Source organism: Flavobacterium agrisoli, assembly GCF_016522065.1.
GTDB classification, from domain to species: Bacteria; Bacteroidota; Bacteroidia; order Flavobacteriales; family Flavobacteriaceae; genus Flavobacterium; species Flavobacterium agrisoli.
Window position 1 is genome coordinate 118,481 of sequence record NZ_JAEHFV010000006.1, and the last position, 24,815, is coordinate 143,295.

At 35.2% G+C, this 24,815-nt stretch carries 25 protein-coding genes and 1 tRNA gene; 8 read left to right on the forward strand and 18 right to left on the reverse strand.

Annotated elements, in window-relative coordinates; all coding sequences use genetic code 11:
- Positions 1-7 precede the first annotated feature (7 nt).
- The 10 genes from gap to recF all read right to left on the reverse strand — a co-directional run bounded on the left by gap (position 8) and on the right by recF (position 9,584).
- A complete protein-coding gene (gap, locus tag I5M07_RS13355; RefSeq protein ID WP_200106949.1) occupies positions 8-1,012 on the reverse strand; it encodes a type I glyceraldehyde-3-phosphate dehydrogenase in 1,005 nt (334 codons plus the stop codon).
- A gap of 78 nt (positions 1,013-1,090) precedes the next feature.
- A complete protein-coding gene (lipA, locus tag I5M07_RS13360) occupies positions 1,091-1,960 on the reverse strand; it encodes a lipoyl synthase (protein WP_200106950.1) in 870 nt (289 codons plus the stop codon).
- Positions 1,961-2,103: 143 nt separating this feature from the next.
- A complete protein-coding gene (locus I5M07_RS13365; RefSeq protein WP_200106951.1) occupies positions 2,104-2,946 on the reverse strand; it encodes an energy transducer TonB in 843 nt (280 codons plus the stop codon).
- 148 nt (positions 2,947-3,094) lie between these two features.
- On the reverse strand, positions 3,095-3,646 hold the full coding sequence (locus I5M07_RS13370) for an RNA polymerase sigma factor (protein WP_200106952.1): 552 nt from the start codon (positions 3,644-3,646) through the stop codon (positions 3,095-3,097).
- Positions 3,637-4,743, reverse strand: coding sequence for a glycosyltransferase (locus I5M07_RS13375; RefSeq protein WP_200106953.1), 1,107 nt, complete (start codon positions 4,741-4,743; stop codon positions 3,637-3,639). The genes I5M07_RS13370 and I5M07_RS13375 overlap by 10 nt, the downstream gene beginning before the upstream one ends.
- Before the next feature lie 137 nt (positions 4,744-4,880).
- Positions 4,881-5,894 carry a UDP-N-acetylmuramate dehydrogenase gene (gene murB / locus I5M07_RS13380; protein WP_200106954.1) on the reverse strand — a complete coding sequence of 338 codons (1,014 nt, stop codon included), beginning with the start codon at positions 5,892-5,894 and terminating at the stop codon, positions 4,881-4,883.
- An 82-nt stretch (positions 5,895-5,976) separates the two neighbouring features.
- The gene (locus I5M07_RS13385; protein ID WP_200106955.1) at positions 5,977-7,038 is read right to left on the reverse strand and encodes a glycosyltransferase; all 1,062 of its coding nucleotides are present in this window, start codon (positions 7,036-7,038) and stop codon (positions 5,977-5,979) included.
- 4 nt (positions 7,039-7,042) lie between these two features.
- Positions 7,043-7,720 carry a DUF2461 domain-containing protein gene (locus I5M07_RS13390; RefSeq protein ID WP_200106956.1) on the reverse strand — a complete coding sequence of 226 codons (678 nt, stop codon included), beginning with the start codon at positions 7,718-7,720 and terminating at the stop codon, positions 7,043-7,045.
- Positions 7,721-7,729: 9 nt separating this feature from the next.
- Positions 7,730-8,428 (reverse strand): thioredoxin domain-containing protein, encoded by a 699-nt coding sequence (locus tag I5M07_RS13395; RefSeq protein ID WP_200106957.1) that lies wholly within the window; start codon positions 8,426-8,428, stop codon positions 7,730-7,732.
- A 76-nt stretch (positions 8,429-8,504) separates the two neighbouring features.
- Positions 8,505-9,584, reverse strand: coding sequence for a DNA replication/repair protein RecF (gene recF / locus I5M07_RS13400; protein WP_200106958.1), 1,080 nt, complete (start codon positions 9,582-9,584; stop codon positions 8,505-8,507).
- Between the two features lie 248 nt (positions 9,585-9,832).
- Here recF and I5M07_RS13405 point away from each other — a divergent pair, with 248 nt between their 5' ends.
- The 6 genes from I5M07_RS13405 to I5M07_RS13430 all read left to right on the forward strand — a co-directional run bounded on the left by I5M07_RS13405 (position 9,833) and on the right by I5M07_RS13430 (position 16,050).
- Positions 9,833-10,606: a tetratricopeptide repeat protein gene (locus I5M07_RS13405; protein WP_200106959.1), complete on the forward strand. Its 774-nt coding sequence runs from the start codon at positions 9,833-9,835 to the stop codon at positions 10,604-10,606.
- 118 nt (positions 10,607-10,724) lie between these two features.
- A complete protein-coding gene (gene ribH / locus I5M07_RS13410; RefSeq protein ID WP_200106960.1) occupies positions 10,725-11,297 on the forward strand; it encodes a 6,7-dimethyl-8-ribityllumazine synthase in 573 nt (190 codons plus the stop codon).
- A gap of 161 nt (positions 11,298-11,458) precedes the next feature.
- Positions 11,459-13,330: a DNA mismatch repair endonuclease MutL gene (gene mutL / locus I5M07_RS13415; RefSeq protein ID WP_200106961.1), complete on the forward strand. Its 1,872-nt coding sequence runs from the start codon at positions 11,459-11,461 to the stop codon at positions 13,328-13,330.
- Positions 13,327-14,076 (forward strand): rhomboid family intramembrane serine protease, encoded by a 750-nt coding sequence (locus tag I5M07_RS13420; RefSeq protein ID WP_200106962.1) that lies wholly within the window; start codon positions 13,327-13,329, stop codon positions 14,074-14,076. The genes mutL and I5M07_RS13420 overlap by 4 nt, the downstream gene beginning before the upstream one ends.
- Before the next feature lie 44 nt (positions 14,077-14,120).
- A complete protein-coding gene (locus tag I5M07_RS13425; RefSeq protein WP_200106963.1) occupies positions 14,121-14,987 on the forward strand; it encodes a rhomboid family intramembrane serine protease in 867 nt (288 codons plus the stop codon).
- A 16-nt stretch (positions 14,988-15,003) separates the two neighbouring features.
- Positions 15,004-16,050 carry an endonuclease/exonuclease/phosphatase family protein gene (locus I5M07_RS13430; protein WP_200106964.1) on the forward strand — a complete coding sequence of 349 codons (1,047 nt, stop codon included), beginning with the start codon at positions 15,004-15,006 and terminating at the stop codon, positions 16,048-16,050.
- Here the strand turns inward: I5M07_RS13430 and I5M07_RS13435 are convergent, their stop codons facing one another.
- The 6 genes from I5M07_RS13435 to I5M07_RS13460 form a co-directional block, all read right to left on the reverse strand.
- Positions 16,051-16,668, reverse strand: a complete 618-nt coding sequence (locus I5M07_RS13435) for a WbqC family protein (protein ID WP_200106965.1) — start codon at positions 16,666-16,668, stop codon at positions 16,051-16,053.
- A gap of 100 nt (positions 16,669-16,768) precedes the next feature.
- A complete protein-coding gene (gene lepB, locus I5M07_RS13440) occupies positions 16,769-18,322 on the reverse strand; it encodes a signal peptidase I (RefSeq protein WP_200106966.1) in 1,554 nt (517 codons plus the stop codon).
- Positions 18,323-18,373: 51 nt separating this feature from the next.
- On the reverse strand, positions 18,374-19,075 hold the full coding sequence (gene dapB, locus I5M07_RS13445; protein WP_200106967.1) for a 4-hydroxy-tetrahydrodipicolinate reductase: 702 nt from the start codon (positions 19,073-19,075) through the stop codon (positions 18,374-18,376).
- A 39-nt stretch (positions 19,076-19,114) separates the two neighbouring features.
- A complete protein-coding gene (locus I5M07_RS13450; protein ID WP_317191329.1) occupies positions 19,115-19,675 on the reverse strand; it encodes a DUF5683 domain-containing protein in 561 nt (186 codons plus the stop codon).
- Positions 19,675-20,577: a ParB/RepB/Spo0J family partition protein gene (locus I5M07_RS13455; protein ID WP_200106968.1), complete on the reverse strand. Its 903-nt coding sequence runs from the start codon at positions 20,575-20,577 to the stop codon at positions 19,675-19,677. Before I5M07_RS13455 ends, I5M07_RS13450 begins: the two co-directional genes overlap by 1 nt.
- 5 nt (positions 20,578-20,582) lie before the next feature.
- A complete protein-coding gene (locus tag I5M07_RS13460; RefSeq protein WP_200106969.1) occupies positions 20,583-21,350 on the reverse strand; it encodes a ParA family protein in 768 nt (255 codons plus the stop codon).
- A gap of 273 nt (positions 21,351-21,623) precedes the next feature.
- On the opposite strand from I5M07_RS13460, the gene I5M07_RS13465 reads away from it, so the two are divergent.
- Positions 21,624-22,409: an SDR family oxidoreductase gene (locus tag I5M07_RS13465; RefSeq protein WP_200106970.1), complete on the forward strand. Its 786-nt coding sequence runs from the start codon at positions 21,624-21,626 to the stop codon at positions 22,407-22,409.
- A 258-nt stretch (positions 22,410-22,667) separates the two neighbouring features.
- Here the strand turns inward: I5M07_RS13465 and I5M07_RS13470 are convergent.
- Positions 22,668-22,742: transfer RNA gene (locus tag I5M07_RS13470), tRNA-Pro, on the reverse strand.
- A 158-nt stretch (positions 22,743-22,900) separates the two neighbouring features.
- On the opposite strand from I5M07_RS13470, the gene trxB reads away from it, so the two are divergent.
- The gene (gene trxB / locus I5M07_RS13475) at positions 22,901-23,848 is read left to right on the forward strand and encodes a thioredoxin-disulfide reductase (protein WP_200106971.1); all 948 of its coding nucleotides are present in this window, start codon (positions 22,901-22,903) and stop codon (positions 23,846-23,848) included.
- A gap of 57 nt (positions 23,849-23,905) precedes the next feature.
- On the opposite strand, the gene I5M07_RS13480 is transcribed toward trxB, so the two are convergent.
- Positions 23,906-24,739 carry a GIN domain-containing protein gene (locus I5M07_RS13480; protein ID WP_200106972.1) on the reverse strand — a complete coding sequence of 278 codons (834 nt, stop codon included), beginning with the start codon at positions 24,737-24,739 and terminating at the stop codon, positions 23,906-23,908.
- Positions 24,740-24,815 lie beyond the last annotated feature (76 nt).

Genomic DNA, 24,815 nt, shown 5'->3' on the forward strand with positions numbered 1-24,815 from the left:
TTAAAATTTAATCTTCAATTGTTTTATGGGTTAATAAAATTAAATCAATCAACCTCGAAGAATAGCCAATTTCGTTATCGTACCAACCGACAACTTTTACCATTTTATCAATAACCGAAGTTAATTGTGCATCAAATAAACAGGAATGGGTATTGCCGATAACATCAACCGAAACAATTGGGTCTTCGGTATAATCTAAAATTCCTTTTAGTTGCGTTTGACTTGCTTTTTTAAAAGCTTCATTAATTTCTTCGATGGTTACGGCTCGTTTTACATTAAAAGTAATATCGGTTAGCGACCCATCGGGCACCGGAACACGGATGCCGCAACCTCCCATTTTGTTATGCAATTTAGGGAAAATTTTGGTCAATGCCTTAGCAGCACCGGTTGTGGTAGGAACAATAGATTGGCTGGCACCTCTGGCTCTTCTTAAATCTTTATGGGGCTGATCGTGTAAACTTTGATCGGTGGTGTAAGAGTGAATGGTGGTAATGTAAGCTTGCTCAATTCCGCACAATTCCTCAATTATCTGAATCATAGGAGCTGCGTTATTAGTCGTACAGCTGGCATTAGATATTATTTTTTCGGTTCCGTCTAAGCTGTTTTCATTCACACCAAGAACTACTGTTTTTATTGTGTCCACTTCAGATGGAGCGGATAAAATGACTCTTTTGGCTCCTGCTTTTAAATGTTTTTCTAAATCTTCGTGCAATTTATATTTTCCAGTAGATTCGATAACAAAATCAATCTGCTGTGCTTTCCAATCGAGGTTGGCAATATTTTTTTCGTGAAAAAACAAATAAGACTTGCCGTTGATTGATAACCCCGCTTTATCCGATGTTACCGTATAAGGTAGTACACCGTGAATACTGTCGTATTTAATCAAATGAGCCATGGTTTTGGTATCTGCAATGTCGTTAATAGCCACTACTTCAATTTCGGGATGGTTTAAGAGTAATCGGAATAAATTGCGTCCAATTCTTCCAAAACCATTTATAGCAATTCGTATCATAGATATTAAAGTCTAAAGTCAGAAAGTTGTCAAGTCAAGCTATCAAGTCTTTCGACTTTTTGACTTTATTACATTCGACTATAAAATGTGTTTTTGTGCTTTATAAGAAGAACGTACCAAAGGCCCACTTTCTACATGTCTGAAACCCAATTCTAAACCAAATTTTTCGTAACGTTCAAATTGTTCGGGTGTAATAAATTCGAGTACTGGCAAGTGTTTTTTGCTGGGTTGTAAATATTGACCCAATGTTACTACATCTACGTTGGCTTCTCGTAAATCTCGCATGGTTTGGTAAACTTCTTCTTCTAATTCACCCAAGCCAAGCATGATTCCCGATTTAGTTCGGTTAATGCCTTTTTCTTTTAAATAGCGTAAAACTTCTAAGCTACGATCGTATTTTGCCTGAATTCGAACTTCTCTGGTTAATCGGCGAACGGTTTCCATGTTATGGGAAACTACTTCTGGATTGGCCGCTACAATTCGATCAATATTTCTTTCAATCCCTTGGAAATCCGGAATTAAGGTTTCTAAAGTTGTATTCGGATTCATCCTGCGAATGGCTTTCACGGTTTCGTTCCAAATGATAGAACCACCATCTTTCAAATCATCGCGGTCCACGCTGGTAATTACGGCGTGTTTGATATTCATTATTTTGATAGAGCGCGCAACTTTTTCGGGTTCGTCCCAATCTACCGTTTCGGGTCTACCGGTTTTAACACCGCAAAAACCACAAGAACGGGTACAGGTATTTCCTAAAATCATAAAAGTGGCGGTACCCTCGCCCCAGCATTCGCCCATATTGGGGCAACTTCCGGAGGTGCAAATGGTATTTAAACTGTATTTGTCGACTAAGCCTCTAAGTTCGGTATATTTTTGACCAATTGGTAATTTTACCTTTAACCATTTCGGTTTACCAACGGGTAAATTGTTTTCTATAACGCTTTCCATATCTCAAAATTCAAAGTGCAAAGATACGGAATGTAGTTTTAAAATATAGAGCCTAATTGGGATATGTTGTTAGTTCTCTAACCGAAGAATGTGTTTGTTTTCTTTGAAGAATAAAAAAAACAGAACCGAAGTTCTGTCTTGTATTAGGGCGCTTTTACTGTTATGGGTAAATTATAGGCGGTACGAACAGGTTTGTTGTTTATTATGCCGGGATTCCATTTGGTTTTTAAAGATTGCAAAACTCGAATTGCTTCTTTGCCTAATCCGTATCCAGGATCTTGGAGCACTTTAATTTGAGTCAAACTACCGTCTTTTTCAATTACAAACGAAACATATACTTTGAAAATTTGATCCGAATCCAATTCTGGCTGACGGAAATTAGTTCCCACATATTTATAAAATTTTTCAATTCCACCCGGGAAAGTTGGTTTTACATCTAAAACACCACTATTTACAATGGCCGAATCTAAATCTGATTTTCCACTGCTATCGGTTCCATTTCCAGTTCCTGAGGAAGTTCCCGCTGAAATTCCAGAACCTGTTCCAACCGATTCGATAGAGGCAGTCGTAGGAATGTTGTTTTCAATATTTTTTGCAATTTCTTGGGTAACATCGGTACTTGGTACTACAACTGGATTTACTAATTGGCTTTTTTCAACAATGGGCGCAGGAGCAGCTGTTTTAGCTGATGCTACAGTTGGTGGTGTTACGGGCTGTTTTAATTGATTTGTGTGTACTTTCGAAAACTCAATTACCCGGTCGATTGTTGGAATTTCTGTCGGACTCATATCGGGCGAAGGACTTTTTATTTTACTGATGTAGAATAGAATAGCCACAATACTCGCCGAGAACAATAAACCCATAAAGAGCGCTGTAAAGGCTGTTTTTGAATTGTCATGACGTAGTTGATACGCACCATACTCTTTGTTTCGGTTTTCGAAAACGAGCTCATTCCAGCTGTTTTCGTAAATGCTTAATTTTGACATAATTCATGGATTTAAAGGTTAAGTAGCAGTTAAATCATAAGCAAAATTGTTTTTAAAAGTTAAAAACGAAAAGAACAAAAATGGGTAATCGGTAAAAAAGGAGAGGTAAAATTATCAGAATCGTAACTCTTTCTATAAAGTTAAGCAATTATCTTTTCGATTTTATGATTTCGGCTAATAATTTTTTAGAACGAAGTAATTTTACTTTTACATTGCTTAGTGGTTCATTGATTTTTAGGGCAATTTCTTGATAACTCAATTCTTGAAAATACCGCAATTGAATAATTTCTTGATAATGCGGTTTTAATTCTTTAATGCATTGTAGTAATCGCGATAAATTTTGTTCGGTAATCAACGTGTCTTCGGCAGTAGGAGCGGTATCGGCAATGTTGTAGGCTTGTTGTTCTTCTTGATCGGTTATCGAAACAAAAAGATTTGATTTTCTTTTGCGAAGTAAATCAATATGTACATTTTTAGCAATGGCAATCAACCAAGTATTAAACTGAAATTCGGTATTATAGGTGCTAATTTTATCAAAAGCTTTAGAAAAAGTTTCAATGGTAATATCTTCAGCAATCGTTTCGTTTTCGGTACGTTTTAGCATAAAACCGTAGACTTCATTCCAATAACGATCTAACAGAAAAGTAAAAGCGTTTTGGTCGCCTTTTTTAGCTTTTTCAATTTTCGAATTTATTTCCAATGTACCGGTTTTGAAAAGATATTAGTTATAAAGATATTCATTTGTGTGCAAATAATAACCAATTCGAGCACGGGATACCAAAAAATAAGGTCTTTTTCTTCAAATTTTTTAGCTGAATTTCCAATAATGATCCATGAAATTAAGTAACGAAGTAAAAACAAGCCTAAAACAATCATCCATTGAAATTGAAAAGCAAACAAAAGAATCGCTAAAAGGAAAAATAATAATTGCGAACTGTAAAATAATCCCAACTGAATTTGATCAAAAAGTTTGTAATGCGATGCTGTTGCAACATGTCTTCTTTTTTGATTAAACCATTCTTTATAGGTTTCTTTCGGATCGGAATAGGTAAAACTTTCCGGAGCATACGCTATAGTAGTATTGGTTTTGGTTGCGGCTTCGTTAATGAACAAATCATCATCTCCCGAACGCACCTGAATATGGTTGATGAACCCGTTTACATTAAAAAATTCCTCTTTTTTATAAGCTAAATTCCGTCCCACTCCCATATAAGGTTTGCCTACTTTTGCCCACGAAAAATACTGAATTGCCGTTAAAATAGTTTCAAATCGGATGATTTTATTCAGTAAAGAACGTTCTCTTTTTTGATACCCTCCGTAGCCTAAAACAATGGTTTTGTTAAGCGTAAATTGCGACGTCATAGCCGTTATCCAATCTTTTGAATTGGGGAAACAATCGGCATCGGTAAACAATAAATACTCTTTTTTGGCCGCTTTAATACCGAGAGTTAAGGCGTATTTTTTATTGCCCCAAAACGCTTCGTTGTTTTTTACTTTTACCAAACGTACATTGGGATATAATATTTCAAACTGTTCAAAAACCTCAAGGGTTTCATCACTGGAAGCATCATCAATTAAAACAATTTCAAAATCGGGATAATTTTGTTCGGCTAAAAGCGGAATGTATTTTTTTACATTTTCTTCTTCATTTTTAGCACATACAATTACCGAAACCGGAATTTTTTTGGAGGTAAATGTGGCGGGTGCAATAAATGCAAATTTGCTAAAAATACCCAAATAATATAAAAATTGTATGATGGTAATGGCAATAAAAAAGAAGAATATGATTGTAAGCATCTGGTTTTTATGTCTTTTTAATTTGAATTTTGCAGCAACAAATGTAATTAGGAATTCTTAATTCTCATCATATTTAAAGGGTAACTTTTGCACTATTTTAAGGTGTTTTTAAGTACAAAAATGCAACTGAATAAAAGTTAAATTATGTTTACTTCAGCTTCAATGGCAATCCCAAATTTTTCGAAAACGGTGTCTTGTACTTTTTTAGAAACAGCCAAAATTTCTTGCCCGGTTGCATTTCCGTAATTTACCAAAACCAAAGCTTGGTTTTTATGCACTCCTGCATCGCCAAAACGTTTGCCTTTTAATCCGGCTTGTTCAATTAGCCAACCTGCAGGAACCTTGACCTCGGTTTCGGAAACTTCAAAATATTTCATTTCCGGAAAATTTTGGTGGATTTTTTCAAAATCGGGTTTCAATAAAATCGGGTTTTTAAAGAAACTGCCGCTGTTACCGAGTTCTTTTGGATCGGGTAATTTACTTTGTCTAATCGCAATTACGGCATTGCTAACGTCTTTTATAGTAGGATTTGAAATGTTGTTTTTAGCCAATTCGCCCAAAATATCTCCATAAGCTGTATTAATTTGGTGGTTTTTTTTGGTCAATTGAAATCGTACCGAAGTTATAATATATTGGTCTTTAACCTCATTTTTAAAAATACTTTCGCGATAACCAAAATGACATTCGGCATTGGTAAAAGTGCGTTTTTCTTGCGTTTCAATATGTAGAGCTTCGCAAGAAATAAAAGTGTCTTTTATTTCGGCGCCATAAGCACCAATATTTTGAACAGGAGTTGTACCCACATTCCCGGGAATTAACGACATGTTTTCTAAACCGCCAAAATTTTGGTCAATGGTCCAAAGTACAAATTCATGCCAGTTTTCGCCGGCTTGACTTTCAATAACAACAGTTTCCTCGTTTTCTTGAATTATTTTTTTGCCTTTTAAATCAATGTGAATCACCAAAGCGTCGATGTTTTTTGTCAATAACATGTTACTTCCGCCGCCAAGAACGAATTTTTTCTTGTCTTTATTTTCGATTAAAACGGTTTTTAGCTCTTCAACTGAATGCACGGCTATGAATTCGGAAGCAAAAGCTTCTATACCAAAAGTGTTGTATTTTTTTAAAGGAAAATGAGTAGTGATGTGCATAAAAAACCGACTTTTTTAAGTGAATTGCATCTGCCAAAAGTAAGAATTATTATTGAGTTGTACGGGCAGTATAGCGTAAGTTTTAGTTGGTTTTACTCGAATTTGCTTCAATTAATTCGTGGTATTTTGTCGCAATGTATTTCATGTTGATGGCATAATTGGCTTTGTTTTCGATCATTTTTAGGTTTTCGGAAATAGCTTGTTCACACAAATCAGGATTTTGTATTGTCCAAAGTAAGGCATCAGCAAGTTTTTGAGCTTCGTTGGTTGGAATTAAATGCCCGTTTTTTTGATGCGAAATCCAACTTTGATTGCCCGGAATTTCCGAAACAATGGGGTAACAGTTGCAGGCCATTGCCTCAAATAAAGAAGCCGAAACGCCTTCTGTAACTGGCATACTCAAATAGATGTTGGATTTTTGTAACAATTGAGGTAATTCGGTATTGGCAATTCTTCCCGTAAAAGTGACTTTTTTATCAATTTGTAAATCGTGAACTTTATTTTTTAATTTTTTTAACTGATTGCCATCGCCCACAATTAGTAAAGAAAAATAAATTCCTTTTTGGTGTAAGATACCAAAAGCATTAAGTATGGTTTCATGATTGTATTCGGGTTGAAGCGAGCGCGTTACAATTGCAGTAATAAACTGAAACTTTTTTTCGATTGGCGTAAAAGTATCCAGATTGATGCCTTTTGGGAGTACTAAAACCTTGTTTATGTCTACTCCAATTTTTTGCATTGATTCAGCCATTACAGGTCCCCAAGCATGAATAAGTGTTGCTTTTTGAAATGCTTTTTTTTGAATATATTTTTTAAAAGGCAATAAAATAGAGTTTTCTGGCCATAAATCCGTGCGGCCTTGTTGCGCCACAGCAATTATTTTGGCTCCTGAATAAGCAGCTAAAAAACCATAACTCGTGGTTCGTTCGGCTATGACCATATCCGGATTTTCTTTCTGAACAATTTTTTTTATGGCAAATAAAGCAGTGCAAAACTCGTAAATACGTTTTGTTTTTTGCAGATTTGGCGTTTGTAATTCCCATGTAATGATGTCGAAATCGCCAAATTCTTTCAAACCGTTCATCCAAGTTATAGCATCGGCTCGGTAGGATTCGCCCAAAAAGAGTATTTTTCTTTTTTGCATTTGCCTAAAATTCGTCGGTAGTTAAACCACGATTTAAAAAATCATTTAATGGTTTTAGGGTGATCAATTTCTGAGTCATTTTGTTTACAAAATCTGGTTTCAGAATTTCATTAAGTTCGTATTTTTGACTTACAACAAAGCTTTTTAGTTTTAAAAATGCAATTGCAGGATGGTCTTTTTCGTAACCTCTTGGTGGATTTTTAAGCGAATTACTTTCATTTACATCAAAAGTATTGAACTCCTTTTTAAAGTGAGGTTCGTTTAAAATAGCTTCTAAATCGTCATAAAAAAAGGCGATTTCTTTTCTTATTTTTTTTAAATCTTCTGATTCGGGAGCGTACAAACCACCCGCAATAAAACTATTTCCTTTTTCAATATGAATGTAATATCCTGAGCGATTCAAACCCTTTGTACCCGCAGAAATCCAAATGCCTAAATGCGCTTTATAAGGTGATTTGTCTTTCGAAAAACGAATGTCGCGATTAATGCGGAAAGTGCAGTTTTTGACTTCAAGCATTTCTAAAGATGGATCTAAAGGTTTTATTTTATCCAGAAAATCAGCCACCAGTTGGTGGTAATCTTTTTTGAATATCTCGTATCTTTTTTTGTTAGCTAAAAACCAATCTCGGTTGTTATTGTTTTTTAAATCGTCTAAAAATTGTAGTGATTCTTCCGTTAGCATATAATTGGTTTACAATTGTTTTCTTAAATTCTCTTCGCTAATGTATCCAAAATAGCGCCATTGTTCTTCTTGATTTGGATTGTATAAAATTAAAGTAGGCAATTGGTTGATTTTCATTTCAGAAGCTAGCGTTTTGTTTTTATCGGCATCGATGCGAATTACGACAACATCACTTGTTGAATCTTGCTCCATTTTGGTGATGTACGATTTCATTTTTTGGCAAGGAGCACACCATTCGGCATAAAAATCGACTAATACTTTTTTATCGCTTTTAATTAATTTTTTGTATTCGGTTTTGGTCATTCCGATCACTTTGTCCAGAGGTTTTCCAAAACCATCGGCATTCCATTTGGTGATTCCGCCTTCTAATTCGTAAACCGATGTAAATCCTAATTCATTTAACTTTTCGGCTGCTTTTTTACTTCTTCCACCGCTTAAACAATATACAAAAACGGGTTTTTCTTTGTCGTATTTTGCTACTTGTGTTTCAAAATCACTGTCTTTCCAGTTGATGTTAACGGCTTTGTCAAGGTGTTCCGATGAAAACTCTTCTGGAGTTCGTACGTCGAGTAATTGTACATTCGGAGTGGTATTTATTTTTTCGCTAAAGGTTTTGGAAGGCAAAACTTCAACCGTTTTTTCGGATTGTCCGTTGCAAGAGGCAAAAATAAAAGCGGTTATTAATAATAGAATTTTAGTGATTTTCATATAAGATAAGGATTGGGGATTGCAAAATGTTTTCAGCTAAAATAAGGATTTTTGATTTTTGCATGACTTTATAAAATCATAAATTAAATATTTTATAAGACTGATGTGTGGTTTTAACAATGCTTTCGGTTCTTTCGGGGTGTGTGTCCGAAATGAATAATTGACCGAATGTATCGGTGTTGACCATTTCGACAATTTTGGCGACCCGACTTTCGTCGAGTTTGTCAAAAATATCATCAAAAAGCAGAATGGGTTTAACGCCACTTTGTTTTTTTAAAAATTCGAATTGAGCCAATTTTAATGCAATCAAAAACGATTTTTGTTGGCCTTGCGAACCAAATTTTTTAATGGGATGTTCGTCAATTTCAAATGATAAATCATCTTTGTGAATGCCCACACTTGTGTATTGCAAGGCTCTGTCTTTGCTCAAATTTTCTTCAAATAATTGCAACAAATCTTTTTCGAATAAATGACTTTCGTATACAATTTGAACTTTTTCCTGTTCTCCCGTAATGCTTTGGTGGTGTTGGTTAAAAATCGGGATGAATTCGGAAATAAATTCTTTTCTTTTTTCAAAAATAGCCTTTCCTAACCCATTCAATTGCTCGTTGTAAACTGATAAAGTATCGGCGTCGTAAACGTGATTTAGTGCGAAATATTTTAACAGTGCATTGCGTTGGCTAATGATTTTTTGATACTGAATAAGTTGATGTAAATAAGGAGCATCCAGTTGAGAAATAACGCTGTCCATGAATTTGCGTCGGGTTTCGCTGCCTTCAATTATTAAATCGCGATCGGCCGGAGAAATAATCACCAACGGAATAAAACCGATGTGTTCCGAAAACTTATCATAGGTTTTACCATTTCGTTTTAGGATTTTTTTCTGCCCTTTTTTTAAACTGCAAACAATTTGTTCATTGCGCTTGTTTTTTTCTAATTCAGCATCAATCACAAAAAACTCTTCGCCATGTTTTATATTTTGCACTGCCAGCGGATTAAAATAACTTTTTCCGTAGGCCAAATGATAAATTGCATCGAGAACATTTGTTTTTCCAATGCCGTTTTTTCCGACAAAACAATTGATCTTCGCGTCAAATTCAAAATTGGCTTCGGCAAAATTTTTATAATTAAATAAGGCTAGTTTTTTTAAATACATGGATTAAGTAACACTTTTACAGCAAGTTGTGTTTTTAGCGATTTTTTATTTTTGAAGTTGCAAATTATTGAAAATATTTGACAAAGTTGCCTTTAAAAATAAGGTCTCGTTGTCGATTTCGAATGTTGAATTTCAGAGGCTTACTTTAATAAAAGAAAAATAACTGTAAAAAAGCGATAAAATCTAATTTTTTTACGTCGGTTTCAATAAAAATTTTATTTTTGCCGTTCACTAAATTTAATTTTTAAATGGCAACTTACAATAAAAGAGGATATAAACAACCTAAAGAAAAAGAAGTTAAAGAAACTGTAGAAGAAGTTATTGTTGATGAAAAAGACAGTAAAACAGCTGAAGTTTTCTCTAAGTTAGATGAAACAGCTTCTAAAACAGAAGATTGGGTTGCTAGAAATCAAAAAATAATTATTGGATTAGTAGCTGGTATTGCGGTTGTTACAATTGGTTATTTGGCTTATCAAAAATTTATTGCCGCTCCAAAAGAGCAAGATGCTGCGAACGAAATGTTTTTAGCACAACAAAATTTTGAAAAAGCAACCAACGGAGTTGCTAGCGATTCGTTATACAACTTGGCCTTAAATGGGGCAGAAGGAAAATTTGGTTTTGTTAAAATTGCCGATGAGTATTCAGGAACAGCATCGGGAAATTTAGCTAATTATTATGCTGGAGTTGCGTATTTAAATACAGGTAAATACGATCAAGCCATTGCTTATTTAGAGAAATTCAAATCGGATGATATGGTATTGGGTGCTTTGGCTAAAGGCGCAATCGGTGATGCTTATTCGCAAAAAAATCAACCAAAAGAAGCTTTAGATTATTACGTAAAAGCGGCCGAATACAATACAAATGATTTTACAACGCCTCGTTTTTTAATGAAAGCTGGAAAAACGGCTTATGAGCTAGGACAAAAAGAAGATGCATTAAAATATTTTACTGAAATAAAAGAAAAATACGAAGCTACTCCAGAAGGCGCCTCTGTTGATGCCTTGATTGGTTTGGCTCAGTAATTAAAATCTATTCCTAATTTAAAGGTTAGAAGTTGTTAGAAATTTATTAATTTCTTATCGCTTCTAACCTTTATTTTTTAACTTTAGTTTCGTAAATTAGAATATAAAAATAGTAAAAATGGCTACTGCAAATAAAAATTTATCAGAATACGACAAAAATACACTGCCAAAAGCAAAAGATTTTCGTTTTGGAATTGTGGTTTCAGAATGGAATGAAAAAGTGACAGAAGGTTTGTATAACGGTGCTTACGATGCTTTAATTGATAATGATGTTCGTGAACAAAATATCATACGTTGGAATGTTCCTGGAAGTTTTGAGTTGGTTTACGGGGCTAAAAAAATGCTGCAAACGCAAAATGTGGATGCGGTAATTGTTATTGGCTGTGTGATTCAAGGCGAAACCAAACATTTTGATTTTGTTTGTGAAGGTGTTACCCAAGGTATAAAAGATTTGAATGTGCAAACCGATGTACCCGTTATTTTTTGTGTGTTAACCGATAATACCGAACAACAATCTATCGATCGAAGTGGTGGAATTCATGGTAATAAAGGAACCGAAGCTGCCATTGCGGCTATTAAAATGGCTTTTTTGCGTCAGCAAGCATCTTTAATACACGAATATAAAAATCCGATGTTAACTAGTGGCGCTATTCAAATTGATGAAGGCACACCCTTGGAACTCAAAGAATAACAAAATAAATACGTGTAATAAACCCATGCCGTCTTAAAATGGTATGGGTTTTTTGTTTTTTTTATGAAGGGATAAGCTCCAAAAGCCAGTCAAAATTCATTAAATTTGTGCTTCTTGGTTTAGAATCCAAAGCACCAAAATTTCAAACCCAATTTCCAATAATGTCGAGTATTATACAATTACTTCCAGATCATGTTGCCAATCAAATTGCTGCCGGCGAAGTGGTTCAACGACCCGCTTCGGTTGTCAAAGAATTACTTGAAAATGCGGTAGATGCTCAAGCAACCGATATCAAGTTAATTATTAAAGACGCTGGAAAATCGTTAGTACAAGTAATCGATAATGGAAAAGGCATGAGTGTAACCGATGCGCGTTTGTGTTTTGCTCGTCATGCAACTTCTAAAATCCGCCATGCCGAAGATTTGTTTTCGCTGCATACTAAAGGATTTCGAGGAGAAGCATTGGCTTCAATTGCTGCTATTGCGCATATGGAGATGAAAACCAAACAAGACCAAGACGAACTAGGTACACATATTGTAATTGAAGGAAGTAAATTTGTTTCGCAAGAAGTAGCCGTATTGCCTAAAGGGACTTCTTTTTCGGTTAAAAATTTGTTTTTTAATATTCCGGCTCGTCGCAATTTCTTGAAATCGGATACGGTTGAGTTTAGGCACGTTATGGATGAATTTCAACGTGTGGCTTTGGCGCATCCGAACATTCATTTTTCGTTTTATCATAACGGAAGTGAAATGTTTAATTTGCCTGCAACTACTTTACGTCAGCGAATAGTTGGTGTTTTTGCTGGGAAAACCAACGAAAAATTAGTGCCTGTAACCGAGGAAACCGAAATCGTAAAAGTGCAAGGTTTTGTGAGTAAACCCGAATTTGCCAAAAAGAGTAGGGGCGAACAGTTTTTCTTTGTCAACGATCGTTTTATTAAAAGTGGGTATTTACATCACGCTGTTATGGCGGCTTACGACGGTATTTTAAAAGATGGTTTGCAACCAAGTTATTTTTTGTATTTACAGGTTCCTGCGAATACCATCGATATTAATATTCATCCCACAAAAACCGAAATTAAATTTGACGATGAACAGGCTTTGTACGCTATTTTAAGAGCAGCCATCAAACATAGTTTGGGACAGTTTAATGTGGCGCCGATTCTCGATTTTGATCGCGATGCCAATTTGGATACGCCTTATCATTATAAAGATTTAGAAGGTGAAACGCCTACAATTCAGGTTGATAGTACCTTTAATCCTTTTGAAATGTCTGAAATGCCTAAAAAACAAATGGCTTCAGCTTCTTCTGGTGGAAATTCGTATTCGTATAAAAAAGTCGAACCTACTGCCAGTTGGGAAAGTTTGTACGTCGGTTTAAAAAATGATACCGAAGATATAGTTTCGCATACTTTTGAAAACGAAGCCGTAACAGCCTCTTTGTTTAATGATAATGAAGTGGAGCAAGCGGTGTATAAAACGTATCAAATTCATAAAAAATACATTGTTTCGCCTATAAAATCAGGAATGGTGATTGTAGACCAACAACGCGCGCATCAGCGCATTTTGTACGAACAATTTTTGCTTAATATGACCGTAAATCAGGCTGCAAGTCAGCAATTGTTGTTTCCGCTTAATTTGTTTTTTTCGGCAACTGAAATGGAGTTGATTCGTGAGTTGCAACAATCGCTGGTCACTACCGGTTTTGTTTTTGAAGAAAGTACGCAAGACCATGTGGTCATTTCCGGCATTCCGGTTCACATCACCGAAAGCGAAGTTTCAATTGTAATCGAACAATTAATTTCGGATTTGCAAGATGGCGTTCCCGAAAACAATTACAGCCAAAATGATACTATTGCCAAATCGATGGCAAAAAGTTTGGCGGTAAAAACAGGTTCTTATCTAACCGAAAAAGAACAAGATAACTTAGTAAATGGGCTTTTTGCATGCAAAGATCCTAATATTTCTCCTTTTAATAAACCAACTTTCATCACCATGCGTGTAGAAGATATAGATAAAAAGTTTGCCTTATGATGCGAATCACTCCTCTAGTAAAACAATTGTTAATCATTAACGTGATCTTTTTTATAGGGTCGCAGTTAGTGCCTGTTTCGTATGATTATTTAGCCATGTTTTTTCCGGAAAACGAAAGTTTTAGATTTTGGCAGCCTATCACCCACATGTTTATGCATGGTAATCTGATGCATATTGCTTTTAATATGTTTGCTTTGTATTCTTTCGGTTCGGCTTTAGAGCATTTTTGGGGACCTAAAAAGTTTTTGTTTTTTTATATTTCGTGTGGTTTAGGTGCAGCTTTATTGCATACAGGAGTGAATTATTATTTTTTTGAAGATGGAATTTCCATATTAAGCAATCATAGTTTTGAAAAAACCGATATTGTTTCTTTGTTAAATCAAGGAAAAATTGATACGCGTTGGCAAGAAGTAATGACTGTTTCGGAGTTTCAAAATTTTGCTAGTTCTTATTTGGGTACAGTAGTGGGGGCTTCGGGTGCTATTTATGGCCTTTTGGTCGCTTTTGCTTGCATGTTTCCAAATGCTGAATTGGCTTTGCTTTTTGTTCCAATTCCGATAAAAGCCAAATATTTTGTTCCGGGTTTGTTGGCTATAGATCTGTTTTTAGGCTTTAAAGGGAACTCGCTTTTTGGAGGTGGTGGCCCCGGTATTGCCCATTTTGCTCACGTTGGTGGTGCTATTGCTGGTTTTTTAATTATGAAGTATTGGCAAAAAAATCAGTTCAATAACAATCGTTGGAATTAGCATTTTAATTTTTTATTTTTATTCAGAATTATAAGAAAATTTGTATGAGTATTATTGATGATTTGAAATTGCAATATAAATTGGGAGGCATTGCGCAACGCATGATTTATTGGAATGTTGGCTGCTTTTTGGTTTCGTTGGTTTTTTTCTATCAATTTTCAACTGGACTTTTCAGCTTACCTTCTTGGTTGGCTTTGTCTTCAAATCCTTCCGACTTCCTTTTTTACCCATGGACATTTTTAACTTATGCCTTTCTGCACGACGGATTTTTGCATTTGTTTTTTAATATGATTGTCCTCAATTTTTCAAGTTATCTTTTCTTAACATTCTTTACTCAAAAACAATATTTAGGCTTGTATTTATTAAGTGCCGTTTTTGCTGGATTGTTTTATGCGGCTACTTTTTATTTTTTGGGTTATCAAGCTTCAATTGTAGGGGCCTCTGCGGCAATTATGGCTTTGTTGGTAGCCGTGACCACTTATCAGCCGCTTATGCAAGTTAGATTGATGTTGATAGGGAATGTGAAATTATGGCATGTTACCGCTGTTATTCTACTTTTGGATTTGATGCAATTTCAGCTGAGTAATATGGGCGGTCACGTTTCGCATTTAGCAGGCGCTTTTTTTGGGTTTTTATATATAAAATTATTGCAAAATGGCACCGATTTAAGCATAATCGTAACTAAGATTATTGATTTTTTTGCAAACTTATTCAATAGAAAACCCAAAACACCTTTTCAAAAAGTCCACAAAAATTACAAAGCACAACCTAACCCCAAGACGACTTCTCGAATTGTTACCCGAGACAAAACACAACAGCAAATTGATGAAATATTAGATAAAATCAGCCAGTCGGGTTACGATTGTTTGACTAAAGAGGAAAAGGAATTTTTATTTAAAGCCGGAAAGTAAACTTTAAAATTACGTAATGAAAAACCTTTCTTGGTTCAATAAAATCATGTTTTTTCTGAATATAGTGTTAACTGTACTCACTTTTACGGCCTATATTCTTCCTTTTTTAGCGCCTCGGGTTTTTCCGTTGTTATCCGTTTTTACGCTTTTCATGCCGTTATTTTTTGTTTTAAATGGCTTATTTTTTATTTATTGGGGTTTGCAACTAAAAAAACGAATGATTCTTTCCGGTTTGGTGTTGCTTATGGGAATTACATTCATTAATAAGTTTTATAAATTTTCGGCTCCTGAGTTTCATCCAGATGATAAGGATTTTACTGTAATGAGTTATAACGTAAGACTATTAAATGTATTCAAATGGGTGCCGAGAGATGATATACCGGAGAATATTTTGAATTTTATCAACGAAAAAAATCCAGATATTTTATGTATTCAAGAATATTCGAATTCGGGTAATATTGATTTGAAAGTATACCCACACCGTTATATTTTGATGGAAGGCAATAAAATTAAAACGGGTCAAGCTATTTTTTCTAAATATCCCATTTTATATCAGGGTAATATCGCTTTTCCGAATTCCAATAATAATGTGATTTATGCCGATATTAAAAGAGGAAAAGAAATTATTCGCGTATACAACATGCATTTACAGTCGATCAAAATTTCTCCTGATGTTAACGAAATTTCCGAAAATATCGATGTGATTGATCAAAAAAAATCAAATAAGTTGCTTAGCCGTATTGGGAAAGCTTTTATGCAACAACAGCAACAAGCCGAGATTTTTAAAGAGCATAAAAAAGAATGCAAATACAAAACGATTATTTGTGGCGACATGAACAATAGTCCATTTTCGTATGTATACCGAAATATTAAAGGCGGTTTGAAAGATAGTTTTGAAGAGGCCGGAATTGGTTTTGGTGCCACCTATAAATTCCGTTATTATCCAGCCCGTATCGATTATATTTTTGTAGATAATAGTATGAAAGTGAAACAATTTGAGAGCTTCTCAGATTTTGAAAATTCTGATCATTTTCCCATTTTGGCTACACTTTCAATGGATTAGTTACGATTGTAAAGGCTGTGTTTTTAGGTATTCGGCAGCAAATTTTCCTTCATTAAATAATAAATCCAATACGCTCAAATTATTGATAAAACCATGTTTGTCATCAAAAACTTGGGTGTACGGTTGAAATTGATTTGGGTCTTTTTTTCCGTTCGCTAACTGTCGAAAATCGGTCAAACCCGGAACTTCTTTAAAATATTCCGTTGTGGTGGAGTATTCAATTTTCATACGAAGGCATTGGCTTACAATTTCGAAAACTTCCCAATTTAAATCCATCAAAAAAGTATGTTTTTTCTCGAAAATGGGATAAATATCGTCTTCAAAATATTCAAAAAAAGGAGAACTACGATAGGCGGCTTCTAGGGATTTAAAATGTTGTTTTTGCCAATCAAATTCGGTTTCAATTCGGATATCCTTCGTTTTTTGATGACTGTCTTTCGAGTGTTTAACGGGTATGTTTAAAAGCTGGATTCCATTTGGACTATAAATATACGTTCGGTTACGGTTGGTTTGTTTTTGAAAATTATCTTCAATCTCAAAAGTGACTGTTTCTGATTGTGCCATTACAGCAAAATGGCTTATAGAAGGGAAATAGGTTGGAAGTAGTAAAGAGTTCATTTCTTAAGTCTAAAGTTTTTAAAATCCAATAGTCTAAAGTCGGCAGCTAATTTTTTGAATTTGCTTTATGACTTCAGACCATTGGACTTTGAACGGTATTTTATGCTTTGTTTTCTTTTCTTTTTTTCCAGAAATAATCACCGACAAAAAAGAGTACCAATACTAATAAGAAATATTGAAAATATGATTGTGGCTGACCTTCGCCATCAACTGTTGTAAACACACGATTCCAGCGAATTTTGTTTAATCCTTTTCCGTTTGTGTCCCAACTCATCCAAATAAAAACAGGTTTTCCGACGATGTGATTTTCAGGGACATAACCCCAATAACGGCTGTCTTCGGAGTTGTGACGGTTGTCTCCCATCATCCAATAGTAGTTTTGTTTGAAAGTATAGGTTTTTGCCACGGCACCGTTAATACGAATTTCATTTCCGTTTACTTTCAAGTCGTTACCTTCATAATCACTTATGATTTCTTTGTAATAAGGCAAGCTTTCGGTGTTAAGAGCGACCGTTTTTCCAGCTTCGGGAATGTATATTGGCCCCATGTTGTCAGCATTTCCTTTTCCGTTGTGAGGAAAAATACTAGGGTCATCACCTTTTGTAATCATTCTGGTTACGGCTGTAATTCCAGGTGTGTTTTTAAGCCTTTCGGCGCTAGCAGCTGTAAGAGCACTAAAAATGATAGTATCTCTTGTGGCGCTGTTTTTAAATCCAGCTGCATCTGTTATATCTAATTCTCGCAATAAATATTCAAAATCGATAGGAGTTTTACCATCTAAAGCCACTTCATACGAGTATTGCGGTTTGGCTCTTTCGGGCATTACCAATTTTTTTCCGTTGATGTAAACATAGCCGTCTTTGATAGCCAAACTATCGCCAGGAATACCAACACAACGTTTCACGTAATTTGACTTCTTATCGATAGGCTTGTCGGCTCTACGACCTGATCGGTCGAAAAATTTGTAGACCGTATCCATTGGCCAGTTGAAAACCACAATATCCGTACGCTGAATTTTTTCCAAAGCAGGTAATCTGAAATAAGGTAGTTGCGGCCATTTTTCGTATGATTTTTGTTTGATAAACGGAATCGAATCATGTACCATCGGTAAAGCTACGGTGGTCATAGGAACACGGGGTCCGTAATTGACTTTACTCACAAATAAAAAGTCGCCAATTAAAAGTGATTTCTCTAACGATGAAGTCGGAATAGTGTAGGGTTGTACCACATAAGTATGTACCAAAGTAGCGACAATTATGGCAAAAAGCAAAGAACTAATAGTGTCTGAAGCCTTGTCTTTTGTCGTAAGTTTGCGGTCTTTTTGGTATTCTAATTTTTGAGTGTAATTAACGTAATAAATGTAGAGTCCTAAAGTTACAATACCTAAAACAGTATCTAAGGTGCTTTTTTTGCCAAAAGAGCGTAACGTTTCTACCCAAATTACAGGGAACATAATTAAGTTGATTATGGGAATAAACAACAAAATAGTCCACCAAGTTGGGCGACCTATAATTTTCATTAATACGATGGCATTGTATACCGGTACTGCTGCTTGCCAGCTTTTTTTTCCGGCCGCTTCATAAAGTTTCCATGTTCCTAAGAAGTGAATTACTTGTACCGCTAAGAAAAACACAAACCATAAATAAAGTGTCATAATTGTCTTGTTTAAAGTGTTGAAAAAGAATGGTGACTTCTAATTTCGAAATTAGTTGATATTCAAAACATCTTTCATGGTAAAAATACCTTGTTTTCCAGCCAACCATTCGGCTGCAATGACAGCTCCTAAAGCAAAACCTTCGCGATTGTGTGCAGTGTGTTTGATTTCGATTGTGTCTACTTCTGATTGATAGGTAACTGTATGAGTACCGGGTACTTCTCCTTCACGAATGGCTTCGATGTGAATTTCGTTTGCTTGCGGATTTTCTAAAGTCCAGTTGGCATAGTGGCTGTTTTCGATAACACCTTTAGCTAAAGAAATGGCAGTTCCGCTAGGCGCATCCAATTTATGAATATGATGAATTTCTTCCATGCTCACTTTATAGGTATCCAAAGTGGCCATCATTTTTGCTAAATATTCGTTTAAGCCAAAAAAGATGTTCACTCCTAAACTAAAATTGGATGTAGATATAAAGCCTCCTTTTTTTTCGTTGCAAAGCGCAATCATATTATCGTAATCGGCTAACCAACCTGTAGTTCCCGACACTACAGGGATACCCGTATTAAAACAAGCGGAAATATTAGGAACCGCAGCTGTTGGAACACTAAAATCGATAGCAACATCGGCATTTTCTAGTCCGTCATAAGTGTTAAATTCATCTTTTTTTAAGACAATTTCATGTCCTCTTTCTAAAGCAATTCTTTCGATTACCTTACCCATTTTTCCGTATCCTAAAAGTGCAATTTTCATCAGTATGTATTTTATCTTTTGTAAAAACGTAAGTTGTTTTTAAAAGTTGTAATTAAAAGTTAGTGCCACATTGGGCTTAAATGTTACATCATTGGTGTAAACATTTGGTTTAAAAGACAAACGGTCGTTTACGTTGAATTGTATTAAAGCCGCATCAACATTGGCATCGATGATGTTTAAAACATAAAAACCAACTACAAAAAGAGCTGAAAGATCTCGGTTGCGTTGGTAAAATTTTTGAGCCGCAATTAAACGGTCATCGTCAAGATATTCAAAATCATCATCGTTGTAGCCTTCTAACCTCCGTTTGTAGGCGTCTCGTACGTCGTGGTATTTTTTATTGTTGTCGATATAAAAATACATGCTCGTTCCGATAGCCCCGTAAACAAGCGGAATTTTCCAGTATTTTTTATTGTACGCCTGACCGAGACCGGGCAAAATAGCCGAGTAAAAAGCTGCTTTTGCTGGTGTTAACGGGTCAATGTCCAGTCTGGGAAGGCTGTCTTCTGCTACCGAAATACTGTCTTTTTTGGTTTGAGCAAAAAGAGAGCCGTTCGTAATACCGATTAAAAAAATAGTTATGAATGCAAATTTGTACACTACCCGTTAATTAATTTCATTAATCGGCTAAAATCTTCTTCCGAATGAAACGGAATGGTGATTTTTCCTTTTCCATTTCCGGCTACTTTCACATCAACTTTAGTCCCAAAATAATCGTTTAGGGTGTTTTTTTGTGTTTCTTTTACCACAAAAGAACTAGTTGGCTTGGCTTTTCCTTCTGGTTTTGGCTTTAGACTTTCTTGGTAGTTTTTAACCAAAGTTTCTGTTTCACGAACCGATAAATTTTGGCTTACAATTTTTTGGTAGATATCTGTTTGCGCATCTAAGTCTTCAATGTTGATGATAGCGCGCCCGTGTCCCATAGAAATAAAACCATCTCTAATTCCGGTTTGAATAATCGGATCCAATTTTAACAAACGCAAATAATTGGCAATGGTCGAGCGTTTTTTACCGACACGTTCGCTCATTTGTTCCTGTGTCAATTGAATTTCATCCATCAAACGTTGATACGAAAGCGCAATTTCAATTGGGTCTAAATCATGACGTTGAATATTTTCTACCAAAGCCATAACCAACGATTCGTTATCGTTAGCTATTCGGATGTAAGCAGGAACCGTTTGTAATCCCACTAATTTAGAAGCACGCAAACGACGCTCTCCCGAAATTAATTGGTATTTGTTGAAATCTAATTTACGTACAGTAATGGGTTGAATTACACCTAATTCTTTAATAGAAGTGGCTAATTCACGCAACGATTCTTCGTTGAAATTGCTTCTAGGCTGAAACGGATTTATTTCTATAGCACTAATTTCAAGCTCAATAATATTTCCTACTACTTTATCTGCATTTTTATCCTCAACCGATTTGATGTCGTTTTCTGGATCTTTTAATAATGCCGACAAACCTCTTCCTAATGCTTGTTTTTTAATTGCTTTTGTCATAAAAACTAATTGCTGTTTTTCTTTATAATTTCTTGTGCTAAGTGAATGTAATTAACGGCTCCTTTGCTGGTAGCATCATAATTAATAATGCTTTCGCCAAAACTAGGGGCTTCACTTAATTTTACATTTCGCTGAATTACGGTTTCAAAAACCATATCATTAAAATGTTTTTGAACTTCCTCAACTACTTGATTGGATAAACGAAGTCTCGAATCGTACATCGTTAATAATAATCCTTCGATATCGAGTTCTGGATTGTGTATTTTTTGTATGCTTTTTATAGTATTTAGCAATTTGCCTAAACCCTCTAATGCAAAATATTCACATTGAATAGGAATTACCACCGAGTCGGCGGCCGTTAAGGCATTTAAGGTAAGTAAACCTAATGAAGGCGCGCAATCAATAATGATAAAGTCGTATTCTTCTTTTACGCTTTCTAACGCTTTTTTTAGCATGTACTCGCGGTTTTCTTTGTCGACCAATTCTATTTCGATAGCAACCAAATCGATATGCGCCGGAATTACATCAACATTTGGAGCTGTGCAAGGAAGAATAGTTTCTTTTGGGGTATGACTGTGTTCTAAAATTTGATAAGTACCAATTTCGACACTTTCTACATCAATCCCGAGGCCAGAGGTGGCATTTGCCTGAGGATCAGCGTCAATTAAAAGTACTTTTTTTTCTAGAACACCTAGAGAAGCGGCCAGATTTACTGATGTTGTCGTTTTTCCAACGCCTCCTTTTTGATTAGCAATAGCAATGATTTTGCCCATTTGTTTTCTTGATTTTGAACCGTAAAAATACAATTAATTATGGTTTTTGAAAATCTATTTTATAAACATTTGGGAAAGCCATTGTTTGATACGACTTAAGGCGATTGGAATGTTTTGATTTTGTAGTTTCTACTATTTATTTGATTTGTTTGGCCTCTTTAAAAGTGAATTATTTACAATTTACTCTCGAATTAAGAAAAGCTTAATAGCCTTTTAACGGAAATCGAAAAAAAGATTGGGTAACTTTAAAATTCATAAAAAATTTAATACAAAATGAAAAATAAAGTAATGATTATAACCGGCGCAGCGATGGGTTTAGGTTATGCCGCTTCTGAAGAATTAGCAAAAAAAGGTGCTCATTTAGTTATGGTTGATTATAATGAGGAAAGTTTGAATAAAGCCGCAGCCGATATTCAAAAGCAATTTAGTGATGTTGAAATACTAACCGTGGTTGCCGATGTTTCGAATGAAAAAGCTGTAGAAAATTATGTGAATAAAGCCGTAGAAAAGTTTGGTAGAATTGATGGTTTGTATAATAATGCCGGAATTGAAGGTAAACAAGCTTCGATTACAGAATACGATGTGTCGATTTTCAAAAAAGTGATCGATATTAATTTAATGGGTGTCTATTACGGATTGCGTTATGTGCTGCCTGTTATGCAAAAGCAAAATTACGGCCGAATTGTAAATGTGGCTTCTGTTGGTGGTATTCGTGGAGTGCTCAATCAAATGCCTTATGTGGCTAGTAAACATGCTGTTTCGGGAATGACTAAAAACGCTGCTTTGGAATATGGTAAATACGGAATTTTAACCAATGCTATTGCTCCCGGCGCTATTTTGACACCGATGGTTGCAGAGGCTTTTAAACAAGTAAATCCAGATAATCCAAAAGCTGCCGAAGAGCAATATGCCAAACACAATCCTACAAGAGCTCTGGGAAACCCGAAAGATGTGGCTAAATTAGTTGCTTTTTTAATTAGCGACGAAAATGGTTATGTAAGTGGTCAAACGATTGCAATTGATGGAGGCGAATCGAATATGTACGGGAATGCCGAATAAAAATAGTATTTTCTAAACTTTGATTTTAATTAAAAGTTGAAATCACTAGTTAGATTGAAAAACATTCAAGAAGTAACTTTTTGAATGTTTTTTTATGTCGGTAAATAAGATGTAATGTTTTTCTTTAGTATACGATGTTTTCTTGGTAGCAAGATTTGATTTTTTTGTCTTTCTGATTGCAATTGGTACACTAAAATTTTTTTATATTTTAGTTTTTTGCAAAAAAAAAAGTCTTTCCAAGTAAATGAAAAGACTTTGTCGGGGTGGCAGGATTCGAACCTGCGGCCTCCTGCTCCCAAAGCAGGCGCGATAACCGGGCTACGCTACACCCCGTTAGCGGGTGCAAATATAAAACTTATTTTTAGTTTACCAAAGCATATTTTTAAATAGAACCTTATTATTTTTAAATAAGTAAAAGTGATGTGTTTAACAGGTTGTTTTTTTATTAAAAAAACTACATTTGTAACTCTAAAAAAAGAAAATATTATACTATGTCAGATACAATCGAAAAAATTAAATGTTTGATAATTGGTTCTGGACCGGCTGGATATACGGCCGCTATTTATGCTGCTAGAGCTAATATGAATCCTGTTTTATATCAAGGAATGCAACCTGGAGGTCAGTTAACAACTACCAATGAAGTAGAAAATTTTCCGGGTTATGTAGATGGCGTTACCGGACCCGAAATGATGGTACAACTGCAACAACAAGCACAACGATTTGGAGCAGATATCCGCGATGGTTGGGCTACTAAAGTTGATTTTTCAGGATCAATTCATAAAGTATGGATTAATGATAGTATTGAGTTGCATTGCGAAACGGTGATTATTTCTACCGGTGCATCGGCTAAATATTTAGGATTGCCTTCAGAACAACACTATTTGCAAATGGGCGGAGGTGTTTCTGCTTGTGCGGTTTGCGACGGATTCTTTTACCGAAATCAAGAAGTAGTAATTGTGGGTGCTGGTGATTCGGCTTGCGAAGAAGCACATTACTTATCTAAATTATGTAAAAAAGTAACCATGTTGGTGCGTAGCGATAAATTTAGAGCTTCTAAAATTATGGAAGAACGCGTGCGTAAGACCGAAAATATTGAAATTTTGTTAAACCACGATACACTTGAAGTTTTAGGCGATGGGCAAGTGGTAGAAGCTGTTAAAGTATTGGATAAAACGACAGGAGCTTCTTATGATATTTCGGCGACTGGTTTTTTTGTGGCCATTGGGCATAAACCCAATACAGATATTTTTAAAGACTATTTACAGTTAGATGAAACCGGTTATATTATTAATACTCCTGGAACGGCAAAAACAAACGTTGAAGGTGTTTTTGTAGCGGGAGATGCTGCAGATCACGTATACCGTCAGGCCATTACAGCTGCAGGAACAGGTTGTATGGCTGCTTTAGACGCAGAGCGTTATTTGGCTGCAAAAGAGTAATAGTTTCGAATTAAAACCTAAAAAAAATCCCGACTTTAATATTAGGTCGGGATTTTTTTATTTCGGAACTTTTAATAGTTGCGCCTGATTGGCAAAACGCGTTATTTGAATTTTAGGATTGCCATATAAATACGTCTCGGTTTCGCCTGCCGCGGCAATTGAAATGTTTTCTGCCGCAAAAATCGAGCAATTTGCATAATTTTCGGAAGTGAGATTGGCACTTTTGATAGTGAGTTTGTTTCCAGTAAATACAGCGTTGTTGTCTAAACGAATGGTAGCGCTAACCGATTCCCCTTCAATAGCAGCCGTTGTTTTTTGATACATGTCGCAATTAAATTGAGTTGTGGCCACCAAAGCCTTAATGTCGGTATTTTGGTTGAGTTGAATAGTTCCTTCTTCTGCTTTTAAATTCAGTTCTATTTTGCTTTTATCATTGGCAATCAGACTGAATTTTTTCGAATTAACATTCAGAAATAATTTAGCATAATCATTCGATTTCAACGTGATATCATCTAAATTTAATTCTTCAATAGCATACAAATGAACATCGTTTTTGGCTGTTACCATTTTCAACTCGTTTGTGTACACTACATGAACCACTAATTTTTTAAAAATGGTTGTTCTTTTGGAAGTATAAATTCGCAAATTTTTATCCCGTAATTCCAATTCAATAATATCATGTAAATTGCTATCGGCTTCAATTTTTACTTCATTTTTAGTTCCTTTTTCTAAAAACACTTCTATATTGTCTTCAATGTCAATTTGATTGAATGAGCCAATTTCTTTTAGTTCTACCGTAACGGATTTAGATCCTTTTATGCGGTCTTTTCGTTGGCCAAAGACAAGGGTTGTGGAAAAAATTAATAAAAATATAAGAGTCGCTTTTTTCATCAAAAATGCTTTTGGATTTGGACAAATATAAAAAAATCATCCACTTTTGATGAATGATTTGAAAGTATTTTAACAG